This window comes from Candidatus Paceibacterota bacterium (assembly GCA_028711505.1).
Lineage (GTDB): Bacteria > Patescibacteriota > Minisyncoccia > JAHISW01 > Tagabacteraceae > JAQTSC01.
Genome location: JAQTSC010000001.1, coordinates 201258 through 224622, shown reverse-complemented (window position 1 = coordinate 224622; position 23365 = coordinate 201258). Strand labels below are relative to the sequence as shown.

The 23365-nt window shown below is 40.0% G+C and carries 18 protein-coding genes and 1 tRNA gene; 12 read left to right on the top strand and 7 right to left on the bottom strand.

Going from position 1 to position 23365, the window contains the following annotated elements:
* The first annotated feature begins 199 nt into the window (after positions 1–199).
* The 3 genes from PHC85_01105 to PHC85_01095 all read left to right on the top strand — a co-directional run bounded on the left by PHC85_01105 (position 200) and on the right by PHC85_01095 (position 4309).
* Positions 200–2875: an adenosylcobalamin-dependent ribonucleoside-diphosphate reductase gene (locus tag PHC85_01105; GenBank protein MDD5032706.1), complete on the top strand. Its 2676-nt coding sequence runs from the start codon at positions 200–202 to the stop codon at positions 2873–2875.
* An 87-nt stretch (positions 2876–2962) separates the two neighbouring features.
* Positions 2963–4201 carry a sigma-70 family RNA polymerase sigma factor gene (locus PHC85_01100; protein ID MDD5032705.1) on the top strand — a complete coding sequence of 413 codons (1239 nt, stop codon included), beginning with the start codon at positions 2963–2965 and terminating at the stop codon, positions 4199–4201.
* Between the two features lie 33 nt (positions 4202–4234).
* Positions 4235–4309, top strand: a tRNA-Asn gene (locus tag PHC85_01095).
* Here PHC85_01095 and PHC85_01090 read toward each other — a convergent pair.
* The 6 genes from PHC85_01090 to PHC85_01065 all read right to left on the bottom strand — a co-directional run bounded on the left by PHC85_01090 (position 4295) and on the right by PHC85_01065 (position 9627).
* Positions 4295–5872, bottom strand: a complete 1578-nt coding sequence (locus PHC85_01090) for a recombinase family protein (protein MDD5032704.1) — start codon at positions 5870–5872, stop codon at positions 4295–4297. The genes PHC85_01095 and PHC85_01090 overlap by 15 nt on opposite strands.
* 544 nt (positions 5873–6416) lie before the next feature.
* Complete coding sequence (locus tag PHC85_01085; protein MDD5032703.1) at positions 6417–6587, bottom strand: hypothetical protein; 171 nt, start codon at positions 6585–6587, stop codon at positions 6417–6419.
* Between the two features lie 80 nt (positions 6588–6667).
* Positions 6668–8401 carry a bifunctional DNA primase/polymerase gene (locus PHC85_01080; protein MDD5032702.1) on the bottom strand — a complete coding sequence of 578 codons (1734 nt, stop codon included), beginning with the start codon at positions 8399–8401 and terminating at the stop codon, positions 6668–6670.
* 4 nt (positions 8402–8405) lie between these two features.
* Positions 8406–8570 (bottom strand): hypothetical protein, encoded by a 165-nt coding sequence (locus PHC85_01075; GenBank protein MDD5032701.1) that lies wholly within the window; start codon positions 8568–8570, stop codon positions 8406–8408.
* 1 nt (position 8571) lies between these two features.
* Complete coding sequence (locus PHC85_01070; GenBank protein MDD5032700.1) at positions 8572–8820, bottom strand: DUF5659 domain-containing protein; 249 nt, start codon at positions 8818–8820, stop codon at positions 8572–8574.
* 132 nt (positions 8821–8952) lie between these two features.
* Entirely contained in the window at positions 8953–9627 is a 675-nt protein-coding gene (locus tag PHC85_01065; protein MDD5032699.1) for a hypothetical protein, read from the bottom strand.
* A gap of 74 nt (positions 9628–9701) precedes the next feature.
* Here PHC85_01065 and PHC85_01060 point away from each other — a divergent pair, with 74 nt between their 5' ends.
* The 9 genes from PHC85_01060 (at position 9702) to PHC85_01020 (ending at position 22552) form a co-directional block, all read left to right on the top strand.
* Positions 9702–9890 (top strand): helix-turn-helix domain-containing protein, encoded by a 189-nt coding sequence (locus PHC85_01060; GenBank protein ID MDD5032698.1) that lies wholly within the window; start codon positions 9702–9704, stop codon positions 9888–9890.
* 35 nt (positions 9891–9925) lie between these two features.
* Entirely contained in the window at positions 9926–12442 is a 2517-nt protein-coding gene (locus PHC85_01055) for a DEAD/DEAH box helicase family protein (GenBank protein MDD5032697.1), read from the top strand.
* Between the two features lie 2 nt (positions 12443–12444).
* Positions 12445–14886, top strand: a complete 2442-nt coding sequence (locus tag PHC85_01050) for an N-6 DNA methylase (protein MDD5032696.1) — start codon at positions 12445–12447, stop codon at positions 14884–14886.
* Positions 14887–14891: 5 nt separating this feature from the next.
* Complete coding sequence (locus PHC85_01045) at positions 14892–17201, top strand: AAA family ATPase (GenBank protein ID MDD5032695.1); 2310 nt, start codon at positions 14892–14894, stop codon at positions 17199–17201.
* Positions 17202–17204: 3 nt separating this feature from the next.
* Positions 17205–17705 carry a hypothetical protein gene (locus PHC85_01040; protein MDD5032694.1) on the top strand — a complete coding sequence of 167 codons (501 nt, stop codon included), beginning with the start codon at positions 17205–17207 and terminating at the stop codon, positions 17703–17705.
* Positions 17706–18649: 944 nt separating this feature from the next.
* A complete protein-coding gene (locus PHC85_01035) occupies positions 18650–19516 on the top strand; it encodes a hypothetical protein (GenBank protein ID MDD5032693.1) in 867 nt (288 codons plus the stop codon).
* Positions 19517–19925: 409 nt separating this feature from the next.
* Positions 19926–20228, top strand: coding sequence for a hypothetical protein (locus PHC85_01030; protein ID MDD5032692.1), 303 nt, complete (start codon positions 19926–19928; stop codon positions 20226–20228).
* 212 nt (positions 20229–20440) lie between these two features.
* Positions 20441–21871 (top strand): radical SAM protein, encoded by a 1431-nt coding sequence (locus PHC85_01025; GenBank protein ID MDD5032691.1) that lies wholly within the window; start codon positions 20441–20443, stop codon positions 21869–21871.
* 120 nt (positions 21872–21991) lie between these two features.
* Entirely contained in the window at positions 21992–22552 is a 561-nt protein-coding gene (locus PHC85_01020; GenBank protein ID MDD5032690.1) for a hypothetical protein, read from the top strand.
* Positions 22553–22852: 300 nt separating this feature from the next.
* Here the strand turns inward: PHC85_01020 and PHC85_01015 are convergent, their stop codons facing one another.
* Positions 22853–23326 carry a hypothetical protein gene (locus tag PHC85_01015; GenBank protein ID MDD5032689.1) on the bottom strand — a complete coding sequence of 158 codons (474 nt, stop codon included), beginning with the start codon at positions 23324–23326 and terminating at the stop codon, positions 22853–22855.
* Positions 23327–23365 lie beyond the last annotated feature (39 nt).

Genomic DNA, 23365 nt, shown 5'->3' with positions numbered 1-23365 from the left:
AGGTCTGGCGGATTTTTTATTTTTCGCGATTTTTTGATTTTAATTTTTTCGCCCCCTGCGGGGGCTTTTATTTTTTCGTTTTTTTGCGAAGTGAATTTGACGAACTTTTGAAAAAAATTCCGCATGTTTATCCACAAGTTTTTTGTTGCCGGTTTTTGGTAAGATATAGACAGCAAGAAGAAAGTTAATCGCGAAAATCATGCAACCGAAAAAAAATTCTCCATTGCCAGCCCCCAAAAAAATAAAAAAGAGGGACGGAAGGATCGTTGATTTTGACGCAGGCCGCATCACGCAGGCTGTTTTTAAAGCGTTTCAGGCAAGCGCCAAGCCAGATTACCCGCTTGCCGAGGAAGTGATGGTTGCCGTACTTCAAAAACTGGAAAAAAAATACAAAAAAGCGGTGTCAAAAGCCGTTCCCTCCATAGAAGAAATACAGGACCTTGTAGAAGAGTCTTTGGTTGATAAAGGCCATGCCAAAGTGGCGAAATCATACATACTTTACCGGCAAAAAAGAGGCGAAATAAGGAGGGAAAAGCAGGATATTTTGGATAAACAGGAGATAGATGAAGTTGATAAGCGTTTTGACCCGAATGCTCTAAGGGTTTTAAAAAGCCGCTATTTGAGAAAAGACGACAACGGCAGGGTTATAGAGTCTCCAAAACAGCTTTTTGAGCGCGTTGCCTTACATGCCACTCTTGCCAGCGTAATGCACGATAAAAAAGTCAGCGGCAAGCCGAAAAAAGATTTTCTTGAAGCGCTTCACGAACTCACCGAAGAAGAAAGGGAACTTCCAAACGAGAAAGCGATTGCCTTGGAAGGAACTTTAAAACTTGGAGATTATTCTCTCAACCGTTTTCACGTAAAAGGTCTTTACCGGCTTTTTAAGCGTTTTGAAAAAGAAGGCAGAATGAAAACAAGCTGGGAAAATCTTGTTTCCATGCTGAAGCAGAACAAGTTTAAAGAGTACCAGAAAGAAATGGACGAAGTGAAAGAGTTGATGGTGAGCAGAAAATTTATGCCAAACACTCCGGCTATCGCGAATTTCGGAAGTTATCTTGGCATGGGCTCGGCTTGTTTCGCTTTGGATATAGATGACTCCATTGATTCAATAATGGAAACCTTAAAAAGGGCTTCTATTATTTTTAAATCCGGCGGCGGCCTTGGCTATAATTTTTCAAAATTAAGGCCCGAAGGCGATTTCATAAAAACGACAGGAGGAACTTCTTCCGGCCCTTTGAGTTTTATGAGACTTTTTGACACCATGACCGAAGTGGTGAAGCAGGGTGGAATACGGCGCGGAGCGAACATGGGCATAATGAATAGCAATCACCCTGACATAGAAAAATTCATTACTTCAAAAACAGGCAACAAATTTTTGAAGAATTTCAACATTTCGGTTTTAGTGATGGGAGATTTTTGGGACTATTACAAAAAAGACAAGCCTTATCCTTTATTGAATCCGAGAACAAAAGTGGTAATGGGGTATATCTCTCCCAAAATTTTTCTTGAAAAAATCGCGTATCAGGCGTGGGAGTCGGGAGAGCCGGGAGTGATTTATTTTGACCGCATAAATGAACACAACCCGATGCTAAAAGCGCTCGGGCCGATAGTTACGACTAATCCTTGCGGCGAACTTTTGCTTTATCCGAACGAGTCCTGCAATCTCGGCGCCATAAATTTGTGGTCTTTCATAAAAGAAAATTCTCACGATAAAAAAACCGTTGATTGGGACGGCATTGCCAGAGCGGCGCGCGTTGGCCTTAAGTTTTTGGATAATATAATAGACATGAACAAATTTCCGCTTAAAGACATCGAAGAAATGTCTTTAAAGACGAGAAAGGCGGGGCTTGGAATTATGGGGCTTGGAGATTTTCTTTTTGAGCTTGAATTGCCATACGATTCTCAGAAAGGGCACGAAATGATGGAAAAAGTCACAGAGTTCATAAACTATCATTCAAAACTTGAATCAATAGAAATATCTAAAAGACGGGGACCTTTCCCTCTTTTTAAGAAGAGTTTTTACGCGGAAGGGAAGTTGCCTTTTTCCGGATTTTACGACAAAAAATCCTGGAATTTTGACTGGAAAAAAATTGCCGCCGATATAAAGCGCTATGGCGTAAGAAACAGCTTTACAACCGTTGTGGCTCCCACGGGTTCCACTTCAATGATAGCCGGGTGTTCGTCCGGCATAGAGCCTGTTTATTCGCTTGTGTATCAGAAAAGCGTCGCTGTCGGTTCTTTCTATTATATTGACCCGGTTTTTGAAAAAGTAATGCTAAGGGAAGGGCTTTTTGATGAAGACCTTTTAAATGACGTTGTTGATAATCACGGATCTGTTCAAGGCATAAATTATATTCCTCCGAGACTTAAAAAACTTTTTGTGGTAAGCCATGACATAAAGCCGGAAGAGCACGTTAGGGCACTTTCTGTTTTCCAGAAATGGATTGATTCTTCAATTTCAAAAACAATTAATTTCCCCAAGACCGCGACGGTGGAAGATATGAAAAAAGCTTATATTCTTGCTTACGAACTCGGCTGTAAAGATGTAACCGTGTTTCGCGATGAATCAATTAAAGATCAGGTTTTAACGGCGGTGGCCGACACAAAAAAGAGCAGGATGACCAAGGGTAGCAAGGGGAGCGAAAGTCCGCGTTCAAACCTTCAAAGCATGAAAGATGAAAAAGCAGAAGGAATGGCCGTGTATTTGGATTCTTCGTCTTCAAGTATTTTGAACGGAGATTTAAACGGAAACGGAAATGGCAATGGAAATGGGAACGGCAAAATAACACATTGTCCTAATTGCAAAGTGGAACTTTCTTTTAAGGAAGGCTGTGCTTCTTGTCCGGTTTGCGGTTGGGGATTGTGTTCGGCGTAGATTTTGGATTTTAAAGAATCCCGCTCCGGTGTAAAGACGGGGCGGGATTCTTGTTTTTAAACGCAAGATGTATTATATTTATTCTCAATGCCCAAAAAACTCGCAAAAGCCAAATCTCAAAAACATCTTTCACCTAAATCTTCCGGAAAATCTCAGGGAAAATCTTTAGTCAAGAAATCGGAAAAAATTTCTAAAAAAGCCGGCATAAAGCCGGAGAAAGCGGTAATTGTTAAAGAACCCTTGCAGAAGAAAGGGAAAATAACAAACGAACAAAAAATAGAGATTCTTTTAGCGAAAGGCAAAACACGGGGGTTCATAACTCATAACGAGATACTTAAAGCTTTCCCTGATATAGAAAACGACATTGTTTTTCTTGACCATCTTTACGTTAAATGCGAAGAGCAGGGAATAGATGTATTGGAAGGAAGCGATCTTTTGGAAACCGACGCCGTTCCTCGCAAAAAAGGGAAAGCCAGACTTCTTGAAGAAGGCGGCGGGTTGTCGGACTCTGTCCAGATGTATCTGAAAGAGATAGGAAAAATTCCGCTTATCACCGCGCAGGAAGAAAAAGAATTGGCAAAGCTCATTGAGCAGGGAGATGACGAAGCGAAAAAGAAATTAGCGCAGGCTAATTTGCGTTTGGTTGTTTCCATCGCCAAAAAATACATAAATCGCACTCCGAACCTTACTATTTTGGATTTGATACAGGAAGGAAACCTCGGACTTTTCCGCGCCGTTGAAAAATTTGACTGGAGAAAAGGTTTTAAATTTTCCACATACGCTACTTGGTGGGTGAGACAGGCGATAACGCGCGCCTTGGCGGATCAGGCGAGAACGATTCGCATTCCCGTTCATATGGTTGAAACGATTTCAAAATATCAGCAAGTTTTCCGCCGGCTTACTCAGGATCTGGGAAGAGATCCCCTCGCCGAAGAAATAGCGGCGGAGATGGGAGTTGAGGTGGAAAAAATTCGCCACATGCAGAAGATTTCCCAGGAAACGATTTCACTTGAAGCGCCGGTCGGAGACGACGAAGACGATTCAACGCTCGGTGAATTTATTGAAGATGAAAAAATTCTGTCGCCAGACCAACAGGCGGCGCGCAGATTGCTTAAAGACCAGCTTAAAGAAATTTTGATTGATTTGGCGCCGAGAGAACAGAAAATTTTGGAGATGCGTTTCGGACTTGCCGACGGCATCACTCACACGCTTGAAGAAGTGGGAAAAGAATTTGGGGTTACCCGCGAGCGAATACGTCAGATTGAAGCCAAAGCGATTGAAAAAATCCGCCAACACGATAAATTGCGGAGGCTTGAAGGGTATTAGAACAGAATATAGAATAGGGAAATAAGTTTTTATTCCGGTGTAGCGCAACGGTAGCGCAGCTCCCTGTTAAGGAGTTGGTTGTAGGTTCGAATCCTACCACCGGAGCCAGACAGGAGAAGACGTCGACAAAACGACGTCTTTTCCTTTTATCTGCTCACTTTTTTGCAGTTCGTAATCCTTGTTTAGCTTTGGCACCCATTCTATCAATAATTTAGCGGCGGATGTGTATTCTTTCTTTATTTCAAGCCCATTTTGTAGCAAGTTCGTAAATAATTGAGACAAAAGCAATCTCTTCATATCAACGTCATCAGCTACCTCGTAAATCTCCTTTGAACGAAACGCCAGCTCGTGTACGGCAATGCCTGCCGCTTGGTGCTCATCGCTCTTGTCTCTCACAGAAACCAGGGTATTTTCCAAAGTCTCTGCTTCGGTGGTTAATTCAGCCAGCTTGCGCTCTACGTACTCAACTGGCACCTCCTTATTTAGCTTGGCTTCGTAGAGTCTGTCTTTCTGTGTCTGGACATTAGCCAGGAGCGAATTATACCTTTTAATATCATTCTCGCGGTTGGCGGTCATATCCTTGTGTTTGTCTTTAAGGATTTGAACTATCGCTGCAAGCACCTCCTCATTTTGAGGGGCTATGACGTCAAAGACGGTGGTTATCTGTTCTTCTATGGCTTCCTGCCTCATACAGGTCTTTTTAGTGCACCTGGCGTACTCTCCGTGGTTGTTACAGTGCCCATACCAGTGTCCTTTCTTCTCATACCAAGTCATCATCCCGCCGCAATTTTCGCAGAAGATTTTGCTCTTAAAAAGTGGGTTGTGTTTTCGAAGATGAGGTGAGTTTGTTTTTCGGCGCAGTAATCCTTGTACTTTATCAAACACATCTTTTTCTATAAGCGGCTTGTGCATACCAGCAAATACTTTTCCCATCCAGCGCATCTTGCCGTAATAGAACGGGTCTTGTAGCATCATATGGATTCGACTCATTCCCAGCTTTTTACCCGAACGTGTGCGCAGCCCAGCCTCAAACAATTCCTTTTCCACGCGCGCAACTGAATAATTGCCCGTAGCGTACCATTCAAACATCTTGCGCATAAAAGGCGCCACTTCTTCATCAATGACGTGCGTCTTGTGTCCTTTGTCGCCGATAGTTTTATATCCGAGCGGCGGTTTTGTTGGTAGCCAACCTTGGGCTATTTTTTCTATTTGTCCTTTCTTAACTTCTTCGGAAAGATTGTTGGTATAAAATCTGGCAACAGCAACTTTCATATCCCAAATAAAATTATCGTGAGCCTTCGTCTGTTGGTTCAAGATAAAGTTTTCTTTGACGAAATGAACTGCGCGCGCCGTGTCTTCCTTTACCCAGTCATCTATTGTGGCGGCATCTTTTAAGTTGCGAGTAAGGCGGTCAATTTTTTCACACAAAATAATTTCTATTTTATTTTTTGTGGCAAATTGCAAAGCCTCAATAAAAGTTTTGCGCACCTGTTTGCCGCTGGCTGATTCAGATATGCGGTAGACTTTTACAATTTTGTAATCGTATTTTTTCGCATACTCGGTCAAAAGTTTTTCTTGCGAGTCCAACGAGTAGCCCGTGTCTTCTTGTTCTTTGGAAGAGACGCGGCAGAAAACCATTGCTTTTATTTTTGATGAAATGTTATTGGTCATATTTTTGTAAGTGAAGTTAGTTTATAATCCGCCGCGGTCATTTACTTTCATTTTGTGCGGTAAGTTTCTTACCAAATAGCAGCCCACGATTCCACAAGTTATTCCGACTATTAAAGATAATGTTTTTATCTCGAAAAGCCATTGCATTATTCCAGTACTGATTGCGGTAAAAATGGAAAAGAAAAACAAAAAGTAAATCGACCACATTATTAGTTCGCTAACACTTAATTGTTTTTGGTAGTTCATATTCATTTTATTAAGGCGTCCTTTTTTCTTTCTCCCAGACACTCTTGGCGCTCGTTAGTGCTCGAAGCACTCAATGGGAAAAAGAAAAAAGGGCACCTGTGCGGTGTCCCCAAATACCCAAAAAGGGGCTCACCACATCTTACTGGACGCCCACATTTCAAACCACTTGCGTAGCTTTTAGTGGCAGTAAGAGGATGAACCCCTTTCTGGGAACTAAAAGCTACAACGTAGCAAAATGGCTATTATGAAATGTAGGCGTCATAGTTAGTATATCATAGTGGCAAGAATTGGCAAGATGTTATTTTTCAACAACCTGTTTAATACTCTCTTGGATTGCTGCCATAGCCGCTTCTACGACCAGACTTCCTACCTCCACGAGTTCATCATCGGTTAATAATCTCCCGAAGTCTTCTTTGGCTGCGTCTTGTAGCAACGGGCGAGGAACATTGATATAAAGCTCTTCTTCCATATTTTTTTATGTTTAATTATTGTTTAATTATTTCGACCTTTAAGTTGGTTAAAAAAATCTGACACTATATAGTAGTGTTTTTAACCATCACCACCCTCTAACTTATTCAGACTGCAAAGTATGGTATTTTTAGCCCCTTTCTGTGTGAGTATCTCGCCAGTCTCAACCAATTCCTTAAAGGCTGTTTTGTATGTTGACTGTCCCACCTCAACACCAGACTGTTTGATAAGTCTCCATACCTCTGCCTTATTTAGTGGCTTGTCTGTTGCGCCAAGTATTTTAATTACAGCTGCTTTAACATCTCCTTGCTTATCATTTTTTTCTTTGGCTTGCCCAACATATTCAAAATATCCACTCTCGCCATTACTATGAAGGCAAACAACAAATGGCTCCATCTCTTTGGCTTCTCTTAACTTGACCTGCTGGATAGTAACGCTGGCGTCTCCGCTCTTTTTTCTATCAATCGCCAAATGACAATCAACCTGCGCCAGAATATCGGAAGAGCCGCGCATATCCTGCGAGGCATTTCCTTTTTCCGCATTTCCTCTTTTGCGGTGATGATGAATAACAATAACCGCGATGCCGTGGCTGGCAATCTCTTTCAAGTGTTTCATCACATTACGCATTTCACTTGCCACATTTTCATCGGCTTGGTGTATGCAAATAAAAGAGTCAAATATAATTAGTTGTACATTTTTACTTTTGGCATAATCAACAATTTTTTGAACATTGTCGTCGTTAAGTTGAAAACCGTTTCTTGATGCTATAAAAATTGGCAAGTCGGGATTCTGTGAAAGTAATTTGACTCGTTCTTGTAATACGCGTGGATTATTTTCTTCATCAATAATTAAAACTGGACTTTGGGTAGCCTGGAAATTACCGAAAACTTTTTCTCCGCTTGCTACCTTTAATGCAATGTCCAGAGTAAGGAAAGTTTTATAAGATGCTGGCGTACCAGAGATGATGGTAACAGCCTCGTGCGGAATCAATCTATCTACGAGCCATTGTGGATTTGGAAAATCCATTTTAACAAGTTCCGAAAGTTGCATAGTTTTTATTTCCCATTCGGTAGCGCCCTTTCCATCTTGTCTTTTGTTTTCACGTCCAGAAATACTATCAAAAGTTTTTCGCAGCTCACTTTCTGGAAGCGGCGGCACACATCGCTCTTGATTCCATTTTTGTATTACAGACCATCCAAACTCCCAGTCTTCGCGTGGTAGTGCGTGCAATAGCTTTCCAGCAAATCTCGTAGCACTATCATTTCGATGTCCTTCGTATACTTTATTTTCAGTTTGAGGATTATTTTCTATTTGATTGATTTTTTGTTTTCCGTTTTCTCTAAAAACCCATTGCGGTAAATCAGCAAACCCAACATCATCGGGATGATAAACCCATTCATAATGACGTCCAGATGCGTGCAATGAGGGCGGAGCAATTACATAACCGCCATCTCCCTTAATATCAATCTTGGTACGCAATATGCCGCAATGAACAGGAAAGCCAGGATGTGAATAATAATAGTGGAAGCCTCTACCAGTTTGTGCAATAGCTGTTGGTATTAGCCCTGATATGTCTGCATCTTTATCATCAACATCTATGACAACAATATTGGACACTTTGCCCGTTATGATTCCTATATTCGCTTGCGGGAATTGTTCAAACCATTTTTCTACTTGTTCCTTTGTTGCGCACACTTCTTGATACGGTTTCCATTCGGCAAGAAGCGGACGTTTATTTTCCCCGATTGGAATTATAGAGAATCCCATATCGCAATATCGCAACGCAGCTTTTAAGATTTGATTTTCATTTTCCATAGTTTTATTTTTTATTTTTTGAAAGTAAGTTTATTTCTGCAAGGGTTACGTAAATATCTGCAATGCCTTCAAGAAGTTTTTTAATTTCTTCTTCGGAACGACCAACAAATGCCCCTGCTTTTTCAAAAGGCTTTCGAAGCATTTGTAATTGTTCCGCAGTAAGCTCCATATTATTTGAAAGCGTACAAGCGGTTTTTGAGCATCTTTTGATTATTAAAAAGGCTCTGTGTAGAAACAGAGATTTTAATGCCTGCCCAAAAATCACTGATGACTTGCTCTATTCCTTCTGCTGGCGCAAATAAAAAGTTGATGCGCTTTTCGTTCACGCGCTCCATATCGACCAAATTAAAGTTGAGCGTTACCAGTAAGCTCGCAAGTCCCAAGTCGCTAATTGCAATTTTTGTATCTGCATTTTTCATATACTTACAGAATATCAACGACGTGTTATCGCTTAACATAATCTGCACGTACTTTTTGAGATACAAAAAGACGACTGTTTTAGCAGTCGTCTTAAAAGTAATTAACAGTACGTATGGGGTACGTGAGGGTATTTAGTTTTTGTGTATTATTTCTATATTTGGATTAAGCCTATAACCGCTATTCCTTCTTGCTTCAATTAGCCCACTATTCAGTTTTAGTCTGTCTTTGATGGGTTTTCTCATCTTGTTTATTTCTTTACGTAATTGGTCTGCTTTTATACCGATAGAGTCGGCGGCGTTTATTGTATTTTGTTCATAATCAATATTTGGGTTATCTACGAAGTATTTGAGTATTTTTAATGGAACACCCTTACCGCTCATCGGATAACAAAAATTGCTTTTCGGCTCTCTGTACAAATCACCATTTTTGTTGAGGTAGAGAGTAACATTTTTTTCTTCTTGTTTTTCTATTTGGCTTTTTGTTGCTTGCACAAGGTGTCCAGGAATAACGTTAATCTGATAAACCTCAACGTCATCATCTGTTTTGGGTTCCTCTTCGCTCGTAATAACAAAAACCTTCTTACTGCCTTTAATCTCCCAAAAGCCCCAGCAATGTTTATATTGTTTAATAATCCCATTATCTTTTAGGCGCCACAAGGCATTATTACTATCAGAAATATCAAAACCCTTCGCTTCGAGATGTCTTGCTGGTATATAGACCGTATTATTTTTTTGCGTTAAAAAGTGCTCATTGATAATTTGAGCAAATAAAATATCCTTTTCTTTTGTTGTCATTTTCATTTCCATAGTGTCTTAAAGCCATTATATCAAGAAATGCCAATAATTGCCATTTCGAGCAAAAAGGGATACAATATGTTTGTATGGAACAAGAGAAGTTTTTGAATATAGAAGAAGCCGCCAAGTTTCTTGATATTGGCAAGCGCACACTATTCCGCTATCTGCATAGCGGTAAAATTAAAGCTGCAAAAATTGGACGTTGGCGTTTTAGAAAAGAAGACCTTGAAGAGTTCGTCGAGAACAGTTTTAAGGCAAAAAAGAAAAAGAGATAACCGTTTCTCTGTAAATATGAAAATGAAAATGTATTATGCAAAAAGAAGCTAAATCACGAATAAAAATAAACGACCTCCTCCAAAAGTCTGGTTGGAGATTTTTTGATGATGAAAAAGGCAAGGCTAACATCGCCCTTGAACTTAACACTAAACTTACTAAAAAAGCAGTCGATGCTTTTGGTGGTGATTTCGAAAAAACAAAAAATGGTTTTGTTGATTTTTTATTACTTGATGAAAAAGGATTCCCGTATGTAGTGCTTGAAGCGAAGTCCGAAGACAAAGACCCGCTTGACGGCAAAGAACAAGCGCGCAGCTATGCCCAGTCCCTAAATGTACGTTTTGTTATTCTTTCTAACGGTAACCTTCACTATTTCTGGGACTTGGAGCGCGGCAACCCTACAATCATTGTCCAATTTCCAACACCACAATCACTTCAACATTTTGAACAATTCAAACCTAATTCCAAGCGTCTTGCCGATGAGGATGTAGAAAATGATTACATAGTACTTACCCAGAAGACAGATTATAAGAGCGACCCACGCTGGGAGAACGAAGAGCAGCAACAGAATCTTATTGACACGGAAGGATTAAAGTTTTTGCGCCCATATCAATTACACGCCATCAAATCTCTTCAAGAATCCGCCGCCAAAGGCAATGACCGTTATTTGTTTGAGATGGCGACAGGCACGGGTAAAACTCTTGTATCAGCGGCTATCATTAAACTTTTCCTAAAAAGCGGAAATGCCAAGCGTATTTTATTTCTTGTTGACCGTTTGGAATTGGAAGACCAGGCAGCCAAGAACTTCAAGAAGTGGCTTTCAAAGGATTATACAACCGTTGTTTATAAAGAAAACAAAGATGACTGGCGCAAGGCAGAGATTGTTGTTTCCACTGTGCAAAGTCTTTCCTTTAATAATAAGTATCAAAAATTATTCTCTCCTACGGATTTTGACCTCATAATTTCCGATGAAGCCCATCGTTCAATCGGCGGCAATAGTCGTGCAGTATTTGAGTATTTTGTTGGCTATAAACTCGGACTTACTGCAACTCCTAAAAATTATCTCAAAGGAATCAACCCTGAAAAACTCAACACCAAAGACCCGCGCGCTTGGGAGCGCCGCCAACTTTTTGATACCTACAAAACTTTTGGCTGCGAAACTGGCGAGCCAACATTTCGATACACCTTGCTTGATGGCGTTAAGGAAGGCTATTTAATAAACCCAGTTGTTGCTGATGCGCGTACCGAAATAACAACCGAGCTTCTTTCTGAAAAGGGCTATGCGATGATGGTTGAAGATGAAAACGGTAAGGAAGAAGAACAGACTTTTTTCCATACTGATTTTGAACGCAAGTTCTTCTCCGATAAAACCAATCAGATTTTTTGCAAAACATTTTTTGAAAATGCTCTTAAAGACCCAATAACGGGAGAAATTGGTAAGGGTATTGTTTTTTGTGTTAGTCAAAAACACGCATCCAAAGTTACACAAATACTTAATCAGTTTGCCGACCAACTTTATCCAGGCAAATATAATTCTGATTTTGCCGTACAGGTTACTTCAAATATTCCAAGTGCCCAAGATTTTACGGTGAGTTTTGCTAACAACAATCTTAATGGCTATACAAAGTTTTTGGACGGCTATCATTCCAGCAAGACGCGTCTTTGTGTAACAGTTGGGATGATGACAACTGGTTATGATTGCCAAGATATACTCAACGTTGCCTTGATGCGCCCGATATTTTCTCCGACTGATTTTATTCAGATTAAGGGACGTGGCACGCGCAAGTTCACATTTACCCACCAAGAAAAAGAAGGTGGCAAAATACAGGAAGCAAAAGTATCAAAAGAAAAGTTTAAGCTCTTTGATTTCTTTGCTAACTGCGAATACTTTGAAGAAAAGTATGATTACGATGAGGTTTTACATTTACCTGCTAAAACTGGCACTGGCGGTGAAAGTGGAGAAGGCGGAATAAACATTGACGAGATTTCAATTACGCAGCCAGACCCATTAAAAACATTTACTGAAAAAGCGGTGGGTGTTGAAGGGATGAAGATTGACCGCAAGCTATTCGAAAAGTTTGAGGCAGCAATAAAAGAAGACTCCTTTATTAAACAAAAATATGATGAAGGAGATTTGGCGACGATTGAAGATTATGTAAAAGACAAGATTTTTGATAAGCCAGAAGATTTCTTCAATCTGGACAAATTACGTAAATCAGTGAAGTCTGACCGACGCATCAGCTTGCGCGAGTTTATAGAAAAAATCTTCGGTGGTATCACTAACTTCAAATCAAAAGACGAATTATTGGAGGGAGAGTTTGAGAAGTTCGTTGCTATCAATAAGCCAGAAAATCAATTCGTAATGCCGATTAAAAATTACTTGAAGGCATACATAACCGATAATGAAATACGAGACATTATCGAAAAGGGTGAATATGCGCGGCTCGCCACCAATCCAAAACTAACTTTTGCAGACCTTGAAGCCTTAAATGGTTGGATTGAGAAAGTGCCAGAATATGTGAAGGATTATGTTTCGCTTAACGCCTATATGTAATTATGCTAACAACAGATATAAAAAAGAAAATTGATTCGGCGCGGGATATTTTAGTTGGTAAAGTCCCAGACCCGAAAGCCCAAGTGGAACAAATCACCACAGCGCTTATCTATAAGTTTATGGATGATATGGATAAGCGAGCTGCATCTTTACCGAAGGGCAAGGCGCAGTTTTTTACGAATGGATTTGAAAAATATGCTTGGGGCAAAATGATGGATGCTAAACTTGGCGGACAGGAGCGTTTGAATCTTTATGTGGAAGCTATTACAAAGATGTCGAAAAATCCACATCTTCCACAACTCTTTCGTGATGTTTTCAAAGATGCTTTTTTACCATATCGCGACCCAGAAACTCTCAATCTATTTTTGAAAGATATAAACTTTTTTAATTACGACCACAGTGAAAATCTTGGTGATGCGTTTGAGTATTTACTTTCAATCCTTGGCTCTCAGGGCGACGCAGGACAGTTCAGAACGCCGCGACATATTATTGATTTTATCGTTGAAGTTGTTGACCCAAAGAAAGACGAAACAATACTTGACCCCGCTTGTGGCACGGCAGGATTTCTTATTTCTGCATACAAACATATTCTTAAATCAAATAAGAATAAACCGCTTACCCCAGATGAAAAGAAACGCTTAATGGGCAATCTTACTGGCTATGATATTTCACCCGATATGGTGAAGTTATCGCTTGTAAATCTGTATCTACACGGCTTCCCAAGTCCAAATATCCACGAATATGACACGCTAACAAGCGAAGAGAAGTGGGACGAGCGCTTTGACGTAATGATGGCAAATCCACCCTTTATGACACCCAAAGGCGGAATACGCCCACACAAGCGCTTTATGGCACAAGCTAACCGCGCCGAAGTGCTTTTCGTAGATTATATTATGGAGCATCTCAATAATAAGGGACGTGCTGGTATCATCGTGCCAGAGGCTATTATTTTTCAAGTAGCAGGAGCCTATAAACAATTAAGAAAACTACTTGTTGAGGATGGTTTGTACGCTGTCGTTTCTTTACCTTCGGGAGTTTTCAATCCATATTCTGGCGTAAGAACCAGTATTTTATTTTTTGACAATCAACTTTCAAAACAATCAAATGAAGTTCTGTTTATAAAAGTACTTAACGATGGATTTGACCTTGGCGCCCAACGTAGACCAGTTGACCGAAATGATTTGCCCCACGCCATTGAAGTATTACAAGCACAGCGAAATGCAATAACAACGGGAAAGAAAAATCCGCTATTGAAGAAAGGTAGTTTATTTGCTTGGACAGCTCTTAAAACAAAGATTGCTGAAAACGAAAATTACGACCTGTCAGGAGACCATTATAGAGCCGTGGTTGGTAACAATAATACTAAATGGCAAATGGTTAGTCTGGGTGAAATATTGGATTATGAACAACCCACAAAGTATATTGTTCGTTCTGTTGATTATGATGACAGCTACACAACACCAGTATTAACTGCTGGAAAAACTTTTATTTTAGGACACACCAACGAAAAAGACGGTATCTTCAAAGAAAAATTGCCCGTTATTATTTTTGATGATTTTACTACTGCGATAAAGTTCGTTGATTTTCCTTTTAAGGTTAAATCATCTGCGATGAAGATATTGCACGCAAAGGAAAATGTGGCAGATATAGGATTTTTGTTTTATGTAATGCAGAAGATAGGTTCTGTAAGTCATAAACATAAAAGATATTGGATTTCTGAATACTCAAAAATTAAAATCCCTCTACCTCCGATTGAGGTACAAAGAGAAATAGTCGGCGAAATTAACAACTATCAAAAAGTTATAGATGGAGCAAAGCAAATTATTGAACACTCAAAATCATCAATAAAAGTTAATCCAAATTGGAAAAAAGTTTCCTTAAAAGAAGTTTGTGAAATAAACCCAGCAAAATCAGAAGTCAAAAAAATAAGCGGGACTACCCAAGTATCATTTGTGCCGATGGCAGACATCGAAGAGCATCAAAAGTTTTTCTATCCGAAAGAAACAAAACCGCTCAAAGACGTGATAAAAAGTTATACTTATTTTAGGGATAATGATGTTCTCCTTGCAAAAATTACTCCGTGTTTTGAAAACGGAAAAGCGGGTATAGCAAAAAATCTCACCAATGGTATTGGATTTGGTTCGACAGAGTTCTTTGTTTTACGCTCCACAGAAAAGATATTGCCCGAATTATTGTATTACTATATTGCGGAAGATAGGTTTTTGAAGATGGGAAAAAATAATATGACAGGCTCTGCTGGACAGCAGAGATTAACAAACAATTTTGTTTCAAACTATTCAATACTTCTACCACCGATTGAAGAACAGACAAAGATTGTCTCTGAAATTGAAAATGAATCGAAACACGTCGAATCAGCCAAAAGGATGATTGAAATATACGAAGAAAAGATTAAGGCTAAAATCGCCGAAGTTTGGGGTGAATAAACATTATGATAGTAAAAAAAGTCAAAGAAATAAAAAATGTTGACGCTTTTGATTCCTTCAATTGGCTTGGCGATGACCTCAAAAAGCACAACCTTATTTACGGTTGGAACGGTTCTGGAAAGACTACCATTTCCAGACTTTTTAATTTTTTGGAAAGAAAAGCAATACACATCCCAGACTTAACCTCTGTTGAGTTCACAGTTCAAACAGACGCTGGCACAATAAAACAGAACAATATAGCGAATCACGAACTCAATGTAAGGGTTTTTAATGAAGATTTTATAAAAGAAAACCTACTGTTCGAAGAATCGCAAGCGAAGAAAATCGTAATACTTGGAAAAGAAAATGTTGAGACCAAAAAAGAAATTGAAGCGTTAGATATTGATTATAAGGCAAAGCAGAAAAGCATTGAGGAGTTAGAGGAAGCGCAAGGAAAATTACCTAAACTTGACGCTATTCTCACGGAGGCAGGAAGACAAGTTCCTCAAAACTTTACCAACACACCGCTGGCGAATGATACATACTATGGTAGAAGCTATAACAAAAATAAAGTCGATAAGCGTATTGAAAGTGGAGTAGTAAGCGAAAGTAGTATCGCCTCATTGATTATTGCAGACCAGGCAGACGTGGACGCAAAGAAAGATATTATAAAAAATGAGAAGAAAGAAATTAAATTAAACGTAGCAACGATTCCAGATTTTTCCGAGCTTTTTGGTAGTGCCAATGGTCTACTTTGTACCACAATTAACGTACAAGAAATCAAGGAGCTTAAAGATGATAAGGATTTACGAGATTGGGTTGAGACTGGATATAAACTACACAAAGATAGGGCTTTGACCGAATGTCAATTCTGCAAAAGTAGTTTGCCAGGAGAAACCTTAACTCGTCTTGGAAGTTTTTTTACCGACGAACTTCAAAAAACAAAGAAGCAAATTGAGGATGCAATAATTTCTCTTGAAAACGATGATTATAACGGCATCGCGTTAGAGTTGGAATCAAGTGCCTTGTTCCCCGAACCAGCAAAAGAATATACAACAGCGAAGAAGGAGCTCGAAGAACAAGTCAAAAAAATAAAAGAAGTAATTGGCTCTCTCACGGATTGTCTTAAAAATAAAAAAGACAATCTACACGACTGCACTAAAAAGCATAGCGCCGTAATATACCCAAAAGACGCCATAGACAAGGCAAATGTAAGTTTGGAAAAAATTAAAAGTATAATAACTGAACACAACAAAAAAGTAGCAACAATATCAGAAGAAGTTAAAAACGCAGCAGAAAAAATTGAATTACATATAATAGCCTCGATTTTATCTGATAAGCAGTATTTCCAAAACAAAAAAGAAAATGAGCGTATTGCGGCAGAGATAGCTAAATTAAAAGTTGAGCGTGGTGATTTGATTATTAAAATCCAAAGCAAAAAAGCATCTTTACATAATGCAACAGATGCAGTTGATAAAATCAATGCCATACTAAAAGAGTTTTTTGGTGAATCCCATATCTACCTTGAAGTTACAGAGTCGGAGGATGGTGATACAAGCTATGTTTTGAAACGAAGAAATAAAGATGCCAAGCATTTGAGCGAAGGAGAAGAAGGCGTGCTTGCTCTTGTCTACTTTTTAATAAAACTTGAAGAAGACGGGTGTAATAAAGAGAATTGTTTGATTGTCGTTGATGACCCAGTTGATAGTCAGGATAGTATTTTTTTATTCCGCACGGCGGGCTTGATAAAAAGACAACTAAAAAATGTCGGGCAGCTGATTGTACTCACACACAATTTCGAGTTTTTTAATTTAATGCGCGATTGGTTTTTAAGCAAGCAATTAGAAAATGATTCGTGGATGTATCTTATTTCCCTTGATAAAGAAAACACTACCCAAGAAGTTAAAGTTGAAAATCTCCCAGACCTTCTTAAAGAATATAAAAGCGAATATCAATATCTCTTTTGCCGACTTTATCAGTTTGCAAATAATATAAGACCATTGGACGAACCACTCGTGGCGAATATAGCAAGGAAGGTTTTAGAGTTTTTTTCTGGCTTCAAATGGTCTTGTAGAACAACCGAGGATTTTACCAGTATCGTACTTAATAGATTCGTTGCAGACCCAAATCATCTCAAAAAAGGCACGGGTGATTTTGTAGTTAAGTTTTTACACGAGTATTCTCACGGACAAGATTTTTCAAGACCAATTTCCGCAGCTATGCTTGAAGGAAAATCTATTGCTAAAAACGTATTGAAGTTTATTGAGTTAGCAGACAAAGAGCACTACGATGACATAAAAGCTCTTTGCACGCCCGCGACAACGACGACGCCATAAAATATGAGCTGGTATAAAAAAGTTATAGCAAAAAATAAAAAAGAAATTGCATCATCGGCGGCATTTGCTGTCGTTTTTGCTTTGGCAATTTTACTCTGGCATTTCTGGCTTGGTAAGACATTTCAGTGGGCTACGATAAACCCTATTGAGGCGCCGAGTTTTTTTAACCGAGTATTGTATAGCGCCTTGGTATTTGTAACATTTGGCGCATTTTTATATTGGGTGAGATTTTATCAATTCTTATACCATCTGATAGTAAGAGGCTTGGGAGACAGGCAGCTTTATCGAGGTATAAAGGGGCTTATATGGGGCTTCTTGATTCTAATTATGTACTTTTGGGTTGTTCCCAAGGTTGTCGAACTATTGAACGCTATAATATCTTTTTTGTATAACATCTTAAACCTTGTGTTGTATCTATTCCCACCACTTGGCGCCTCTTTAATTGTGTTTAGTATCGGTTATATCTTGTTCCAAAATCACACCAAGGGCAGAGAGGTAAAATAGCTACCCTTATAGGTAGTGGTATTTTTAACCTATTGAGACGGGTAAAAAGATGGTTACACCCTTTTTGTTTAACACACTATAACCCTGCTATCATCTGTTATTCCAAGCATAAACAAGTTAATGTCTCAAACGATGACAGGGTGTGTACGTGGTAGAAGTGGCTATGTGCAAATAATGTGCCGTTAGTATGTACTGGTATGGTACGTACTGGTACATACAACAGGTTTTCGGACAAAAAAGACAAATTACCCCAGGGCTTCCCCCTCAAAAAAATAAAATGGCACTGGGAAACTACCACCACCCTAAAACCAAAAAGAAGAGACATCGTGCCTCTTCTCCTGGCTTAATAAACTATTAAATTGTTATTATAAGTGATACAATTTTATTGAACGATAGCTAACAACTGCCTTATCTGCTGTAAAGATACTGTGGGATAAGGGAAAATCTCTTCCCATTTCAGCGTTCGTATCATATCCTTCCAAGCGAGCCAAGAAGGATAAACATCAACGAAAGCTGGTGTTTTTTTATTCCACTTCGATTTTGGACAAGGTTCGTAAAAATCTGGGAGAACAACATGCGCCTGTCATCTGATTCGGCAACTTCGTATATTTGTTTACAAAAGTAAGCCAACTCGTGCGCGGCAATGCCAGCGGCTTTGTAAATGTCGCTTTGATCTCCCGCAAGCGGGTTGTTGTTTTTATAGCGACACTTTTTTCTTTGGCTTGACTTTCCTAAAATATATTGCTGTGATGAGATATCCTTTGAAAATGAGAATAAAATAGATTCAGACAGTCTATGAGATGGGCGTTTTGGGTGTCAAAATCTTGATTCCTAAAACGCTCGTCTCATAGGAGAGATGAGACCGTCACCCTGCGGCAAAGGGTAACCCGTTCTCTAAAATCTCTGAAGGATATGGAGAACAAATCAAAAAATGGAGGTGTGCTATGAGCACAAGACAGACAAGCGGTCTCTGGACAATGACAAAGGGTGGGTTCGAGGAGAGTGTGGCTTCTCTTGAAAGGGCAATCACCAAGCAGGGAGGCAATCCTTGCGACCTCTTCGATCTCTTCCGTACAGACAACGAGTACGCCTGCCGCATCGCGCAAGCGATGATGCGCAAGGGTCTCGTCGGTTCCATCGGGTCACGGTTGGCTCGGGTGGTTCTGGGTCGGAACATCTTCGACGATGCCGACTGGATGAGCTACTACGACGCCAAGTTCACCAAGAAACAGCTCCGTGAAGCCGGGAAGTTTCCGTGGGGCGAAGACGTCCTCAACAGTCCCTGTCCCTTCAACAAGGGTAAGCTAGTGAAGGACACACATTTCGCATTCCTGGGTCTTTCCCGCATCAACGGTGCTCCGCTTACGGTAGCGAAGTGGCTTGAACTGCACCCTGCAACGGAACAGCCGAAATTTTATTTCAACAACGACCCGTGGCACGTAGGCCAGCCGCACACCGATGTGGCAACTATGCAACTCAGGTGGTACCTCATGCTCAAGGACATCGTTCCCGATTCCACGAGCAAGAAGCCCGAAGAGCAGGTGGCGATGCTTCCCGAAGGGTACGAAGTGCCGACGACCATCGCCGAAACGACGAAGGACATCCTCGTCTTCCGCAAGACGGGTAACCGTCCTAATTCATCGCGGTGGGCAGCCTGCACGGAGCGCATTGTGAAGACCGATAAGGTCGCTGCTGGCAGCGTTGGCGGCGTCTCGTGTGTCGGCGGCTTCGGCGAGGACGGCCTCCGCGTCGGCGGCTGGGACGGCGACCGCGGCTACGGCGTTGGCGTGGGTGCGTCTCGGAGGCTCTGAACCTTGTAATTTTGAGAGTTTACCCCTTTTTAACCCTTGAGCCTTCGGCGCGATTTTTTCGCAACGCCGAGGGCTCTTTTTTATGCCAATCTTTAATACAATGACTTTGTCTGCTAATGCAGGTGCGGTTACGGCTTTATTTCGCGGGCGCCTCTTCTTTGAGACATCACCATATTGAACGCGTGGGAATGTATATTCGTGATTGGATAAATCAAGTTGGATATCCGCCGCCAAAAATTCTGTCCGTTTTTTGGATTTGTGTATCAGATTTGGCAAAATGATTTCAAAAGTTTGCGAGGGTTTTAATTCGGGAGTTGACAGAATTAATATAGTTTGTTATAGATTAAATAGATAAAAACTGGCGGTTTTTTTTGATAAAGAAATTTTGGATTGAAAAAGGAGGTTGTTTATGAAAATCCCCGATATCGCAATATGCGAAAAGGTTATAAAAAACCTTAAAGAACTGGAAGCAAAAAATGGTATCTTTACCTGTTCACCTGAAAAAGCGGCAGCCCGGGAACAAAGAAGAGATTTTTTATTTGGTATACCTCAACCTTCCGAACTGACAACACCTGCCCGCGCCGCTTTGTTTTTTCTGATACAGGAGCTGGGGCTTAAACCTTTATTTAATGTTAGAAATGGCTACAGCGGGCCGGCTGATTTTAAGAATCTCTTGGATGAGGCCGAGAAAACAATTTCTTTGTTCAAATAATCTTTTAGTTAAAAAAGCGGTGAGGCAAGAAGCTAACATCCGCTTTTTTATATTTCAATTAATAAAACAGGTTTCATCGTCGTTCGTTGGCCTCGGTTAAACCATTTTTCTCAAATTGGCCGCGTTTTGTTTGACCGGAAACAACATTTTTTGTATTATTTAATTTGGTTTAAATAATAAAAAAAGAAAACAAGCTTCTCTTCCAAAAATTTATGCAGGAAAAATGCCTCTTTGTTTACGTCGGACAACCCGACATGAGTTTCGCTCTCGCCGGCAAAAGAGATTACGACATAAAGAGGGAGCCTCAAATAGGTTTCGCTTATTTGGTTTCGGTTTTGCGTCAACAGGGCGTTGATTCAGAAATACTTGATTTTACCATTACTCCTTATACCAAAGAATCGCTTAATTCTCATATTGCCGAAGTTTCCCCTCTTTTCGTGGGTTTTTACGGCTCCGCCGCGATGAAAGACCATATGTTTGAATTTTTGCGGGCAACCAGGGAAAAATTTCCCAAGTTAAAAATTTTTGCCGGCGGCCCCGACATGTTTGATTGTGAAAGTTATTTGAACGCCGGCGTGGATGTTTTTTGTCTTAATGAAGGAGAAAAAACTATTGTGGAAATGATTGAATATTGCCGCGGGAAAATCAATTTGCCTCAGATAAAAGGAATCGCTTACAAAGAACGCGGCGAAATAAAATATACTCCGGAAAGGGAACTTGTAAAAAATCTTGATGAATTGCCGATGCCGGCATGGGACAAATTCGATTTGAATAATTTTTACGATTATCACGTTTTTGACATGAGGACTCCTTATACTTCAATAATGGCTTCCCGCGGCTGTCCTTTTAAATGCAGTTATTGCGTTTCTCATAAAATATGGGGAGGCGTTTACCGAAGCCGTTCCGTTGAAAGCGTTTTGGAAGAAATTGATTATCTCGTGAAGGAAAAAGGCGTTAAGTACCTTATGTTTCAGGACGATATCTGGTCATGGCTTAACGATGATTGGGCAAGAGAATTCTGCCAAAAACTTATTGAAAGAAATTATGATTTGAAGTGGCGCTGTATATTGCATCCGTTCAGCTTTTTAAAAAGCCGCAAAGAAATTTTGCCTTTGATGAAAAAAGCGGGGTGTTCTTCAATTACAATCGGTTTGCAGTCCGCATCCAAAGAGATTTTGAAAAACGTAAACAGAAGTCCGGAACAGCCCCAAGCTTTGGCCGATTTGGTGAAAGAATTGAAAAAATCGGGTATCTTGAACAGCGTGGAATTTATTTTTGGCCTTCCCGGAGACACCGAAGAAACAATGGAAGAGACTATAAAATTTGCTTTGAAAATAAAGCCGACGTTTTGCGGATTTTATGTTCTGACCGTGCTTATCGGTTCCGACATATGGCTCGCGCAAAAAGAAGGGAAATTTCAGCCGATGCCAGAAGAATTGGTTCAGAGAAAGTGCAAAGAAGCGGCAAAGCGTTTTTATACCAATCCCCGCGTGGTTTTCAACACTTTTGAGGCCATATTGAGAACAAACCCGAGATGGTTTCTTAAAGTTTTCGGGCACGGGAAATATCTTTTGGAAATTGCCGGAATTTTAGGCAAAAAAACTGTTGCCGACATCCCTTTGCGAACCGCTAAAAGAGTTTAGTTTTTTAGCGAAATTAGAGAAATTTGAAAATTGTCCGCGTATCAGCTGACGCGCGGGCGGTTTTTTGATATAATGACAGCATTAATTAAAAAGTCGGGAATTTAACAATATTTCAAAAATATGAAAAATAAAATTTTAGCAGCGGGTATTTGGGTGTTTGTTTTTGTTCTTGCTTTTGCTGCTGACGCGAAAAACGGGCAGGAAGAACAAAACCAAAACGGAAATAGCGAACAAAAACAAGTTCGCGCTCAGATTGATACCGAAGAACATCGCAGTGTTGTAGCCGATTTTGTCCAGACTCTTTTGGAGACGGCAAGCAGCACGGAAGGAGAAGAAGGAATAGGGCAGCAAGTAAAAATTATAGCCACGGAGCAAAACCAATCCGCGAGCACGGCGATTAAGGCGATGGAAAAAGTCCAGGCAAGAAGCAAGATAAAAACTTTTTTAATCGGTTCCGATTATAAAAATCTCGGCGCTTTAAGAAGCGAAACTGTTCAAACCAGAAACAGGCTGGAACAATTAAACAGATTGATGGAGAATATTCAAAACGAAGGAGAAAAAACAGAGCTTCAAAATCAAGTTCAGTCTCTAGAACAGGAACAAACCAAAATTGAAAGTTTTATTAAGGCTCAGGAAGGAAAATTCAGTTTATTTGGCTGGCTTGCAAAATTATTTGATTGATAGTCTGTCAAACCTCTATTTATTCCGGTACTTGGCAGAATAGAAATAAGATTTTTAGCAATTATTAAAAATTCATATGGCAAAAAGAAGCACGGCAATAGGGAAAAGGAAAAAATCGCATTCTCACAAGACAGCGAAGCGTCTTGAGGTTAAAAGACTCATGCTTGAGAATAAAGCCGCAAAGAAAAAGCGGAGATAGGATTTATACAGTTTTCAGTTATTAGAATATTAAACAAAAAAAGGAGAGACAGTACGCCCCTCCTTTTTTTGTTGTCCGAAATCAAGCACCCGCGATTGTTTTTACCGAGAATCCGTTTTGGCCCGGATGAATTTGATATAGCCCAAGATTAAAGCGATTAACAGACCAATCACTATAATGAAAAATCGGAATTGGGAATTCGCGCTCATGATTCCGCGGATAATGCCATAAGCGGTCGTAAAAACTCCGCCTAAAAGTATTCCGTCGGCTATCATTTTGATTTTTGACAAAAGCGTCAAACTCGCCACCAAAATGATGATAGCGGCAACCAGCGCAATGATAGAAACATTGCGGTTGTACGATTTGGATTCTTCAAAATATTGTTCCTGCTTTTGGTCGTAATCTTTTCTGAGAGAAGTCATTTCTGCCGGCTCATCGCAGCCCGCTTTTTGAGTTTCCAATTCAATCGGATACTTTGGCATTTCTGAGCCCTTATAAAAAGCGTCAATGCCAAAACCGACAAAAAGCGCGACTAACAATGCCAAAAAGACAGTGTAAATAAGTTTTATTACCATGTTCAATATAATTTAATTTTAACGACCTTTTATAGTATA

Bases quoted from the DNA above. Each gene is read 5' to 3' on its own strand.
- PHC85_01035 (MDD5032693.1), top strand. From the start codon at position 18,650: ATGAGCACAAGACAGACAAGCGGTCTCTGGACAATGACAAAGGGTGGG.
- PHC85_01085 (MDD5032703.1), bottom strand. From the start codon at position 6,587: ATGGAAGAAGAGCTTTATATCAATGTTCCTCGCCCGTTGCTACAAGAC.
- PHC85_01040 (MDD5032694.1), top strand. From the start codon at position 17,205: ATGAGCTGGTATAAAAAAGTTATAGCAAAAAATAAAAAAGAAATTGCA.
- PHC85_01105 (MDD5032706.1), top strand. From the start codon at position 200: ATGCAACCGAAAAAAAATTCTCCATTGCCAGCCCCCAAAAAAATAAAA.
- PHC85_01055 (MDD5032697.1), top strand. From the start codon at position 9,926: ATGCAAAAAGAAGCTAAATCACGAATAAAAATAAACGACCTCCTCCAA.
- PHC85_01020 (MDD5032690.1), top strand. From the start codon at position 21,992: ATGAAAAATAAAATTTTAGCAGCGGGTATTTGGGTGTTTGTTTTTGTT.
- PHC85_01065 (MDD5032699.1), bottom strand. From the start codon at position 9,627: ATGGAAATGAAAATGACAACAAAAGAAAAGGATATTTTATTTGCTCAA.
- PHC85_01090 (MDD5032704.1), bottom strand. From the start codon at position 5,872: ATGACCAATAACATTTCATCAAAAATAAAAGCAATGGTTTTCTGCCGC.
- PHC85_01025 (MDD5032691.1), top strand. From the start codon at position 20,441: ATGCAGGAAAAATGCCTCTTTGTTTACGTCGGACAACCCGACATGAGT.
- PHC85_01030 (MDD5032692.1), top strand. From the start codon at position 19,926: ATGAAAATCCCCGATATCGCAATATGCGAAAAGGTTATAAAAAACCTT.
- PHC85_01015 (MDD5032689.1), bottom strand. From the start codon at position 23,326: ATGGTAATAAAACTTATTTACACTGTCTTTTTGGCATTGTTAGTCGCG.
- PHC85_01100 (MDD5032705.1), top strand. From the start codon at position 2,963: ATGCCCAAAAAACTCGCAAAAGCCAAATCTCAAAAACATCTTTCACCT.
- PHC85_01070 (MDD5032700.1), bottom strand. From the start codon at position 8,820: ATGAAAAATGCAGATACAAAAATTGCAATTAGCGACTTGGGACTTGCG.
- PHC85_01075 (MDD5032701.1), bottom strand. From the start codon at position 8,570: ATGGAGCTTACTGCGGAACAATTACAAATGCTTCGAAAGCCTTTTGAA.
- PHC85_01050 (MDD5032696.1), top strand. From the start codon at position 12,445: ATGCTAACAACAGATATAAAAAAGAAAATTGATTCGGCGCGGGATATT.
- PHC85_01060 (MDD5032698.1), top strand. From the start codon at position 9,702: ATGGAACAAGAGAAGTTTTTGAATATAGAAGAAGCCGCCAAGTTTCTT.
- PHC85_01045 (MDD5032695.1), top strand. From the start codon at position 14,892: ATGATAGTAAAAAAAGTCAAAGAAATAAAAAATGTTGACGCTTTTGAT.
- PHC85_01080 (MDD5032702.1), bottom strand. From the start codon at position 8,401: ATGGAAAATGAAAATCAAATCTTAAAAGCTGCGTTGCGATATTGCGAT.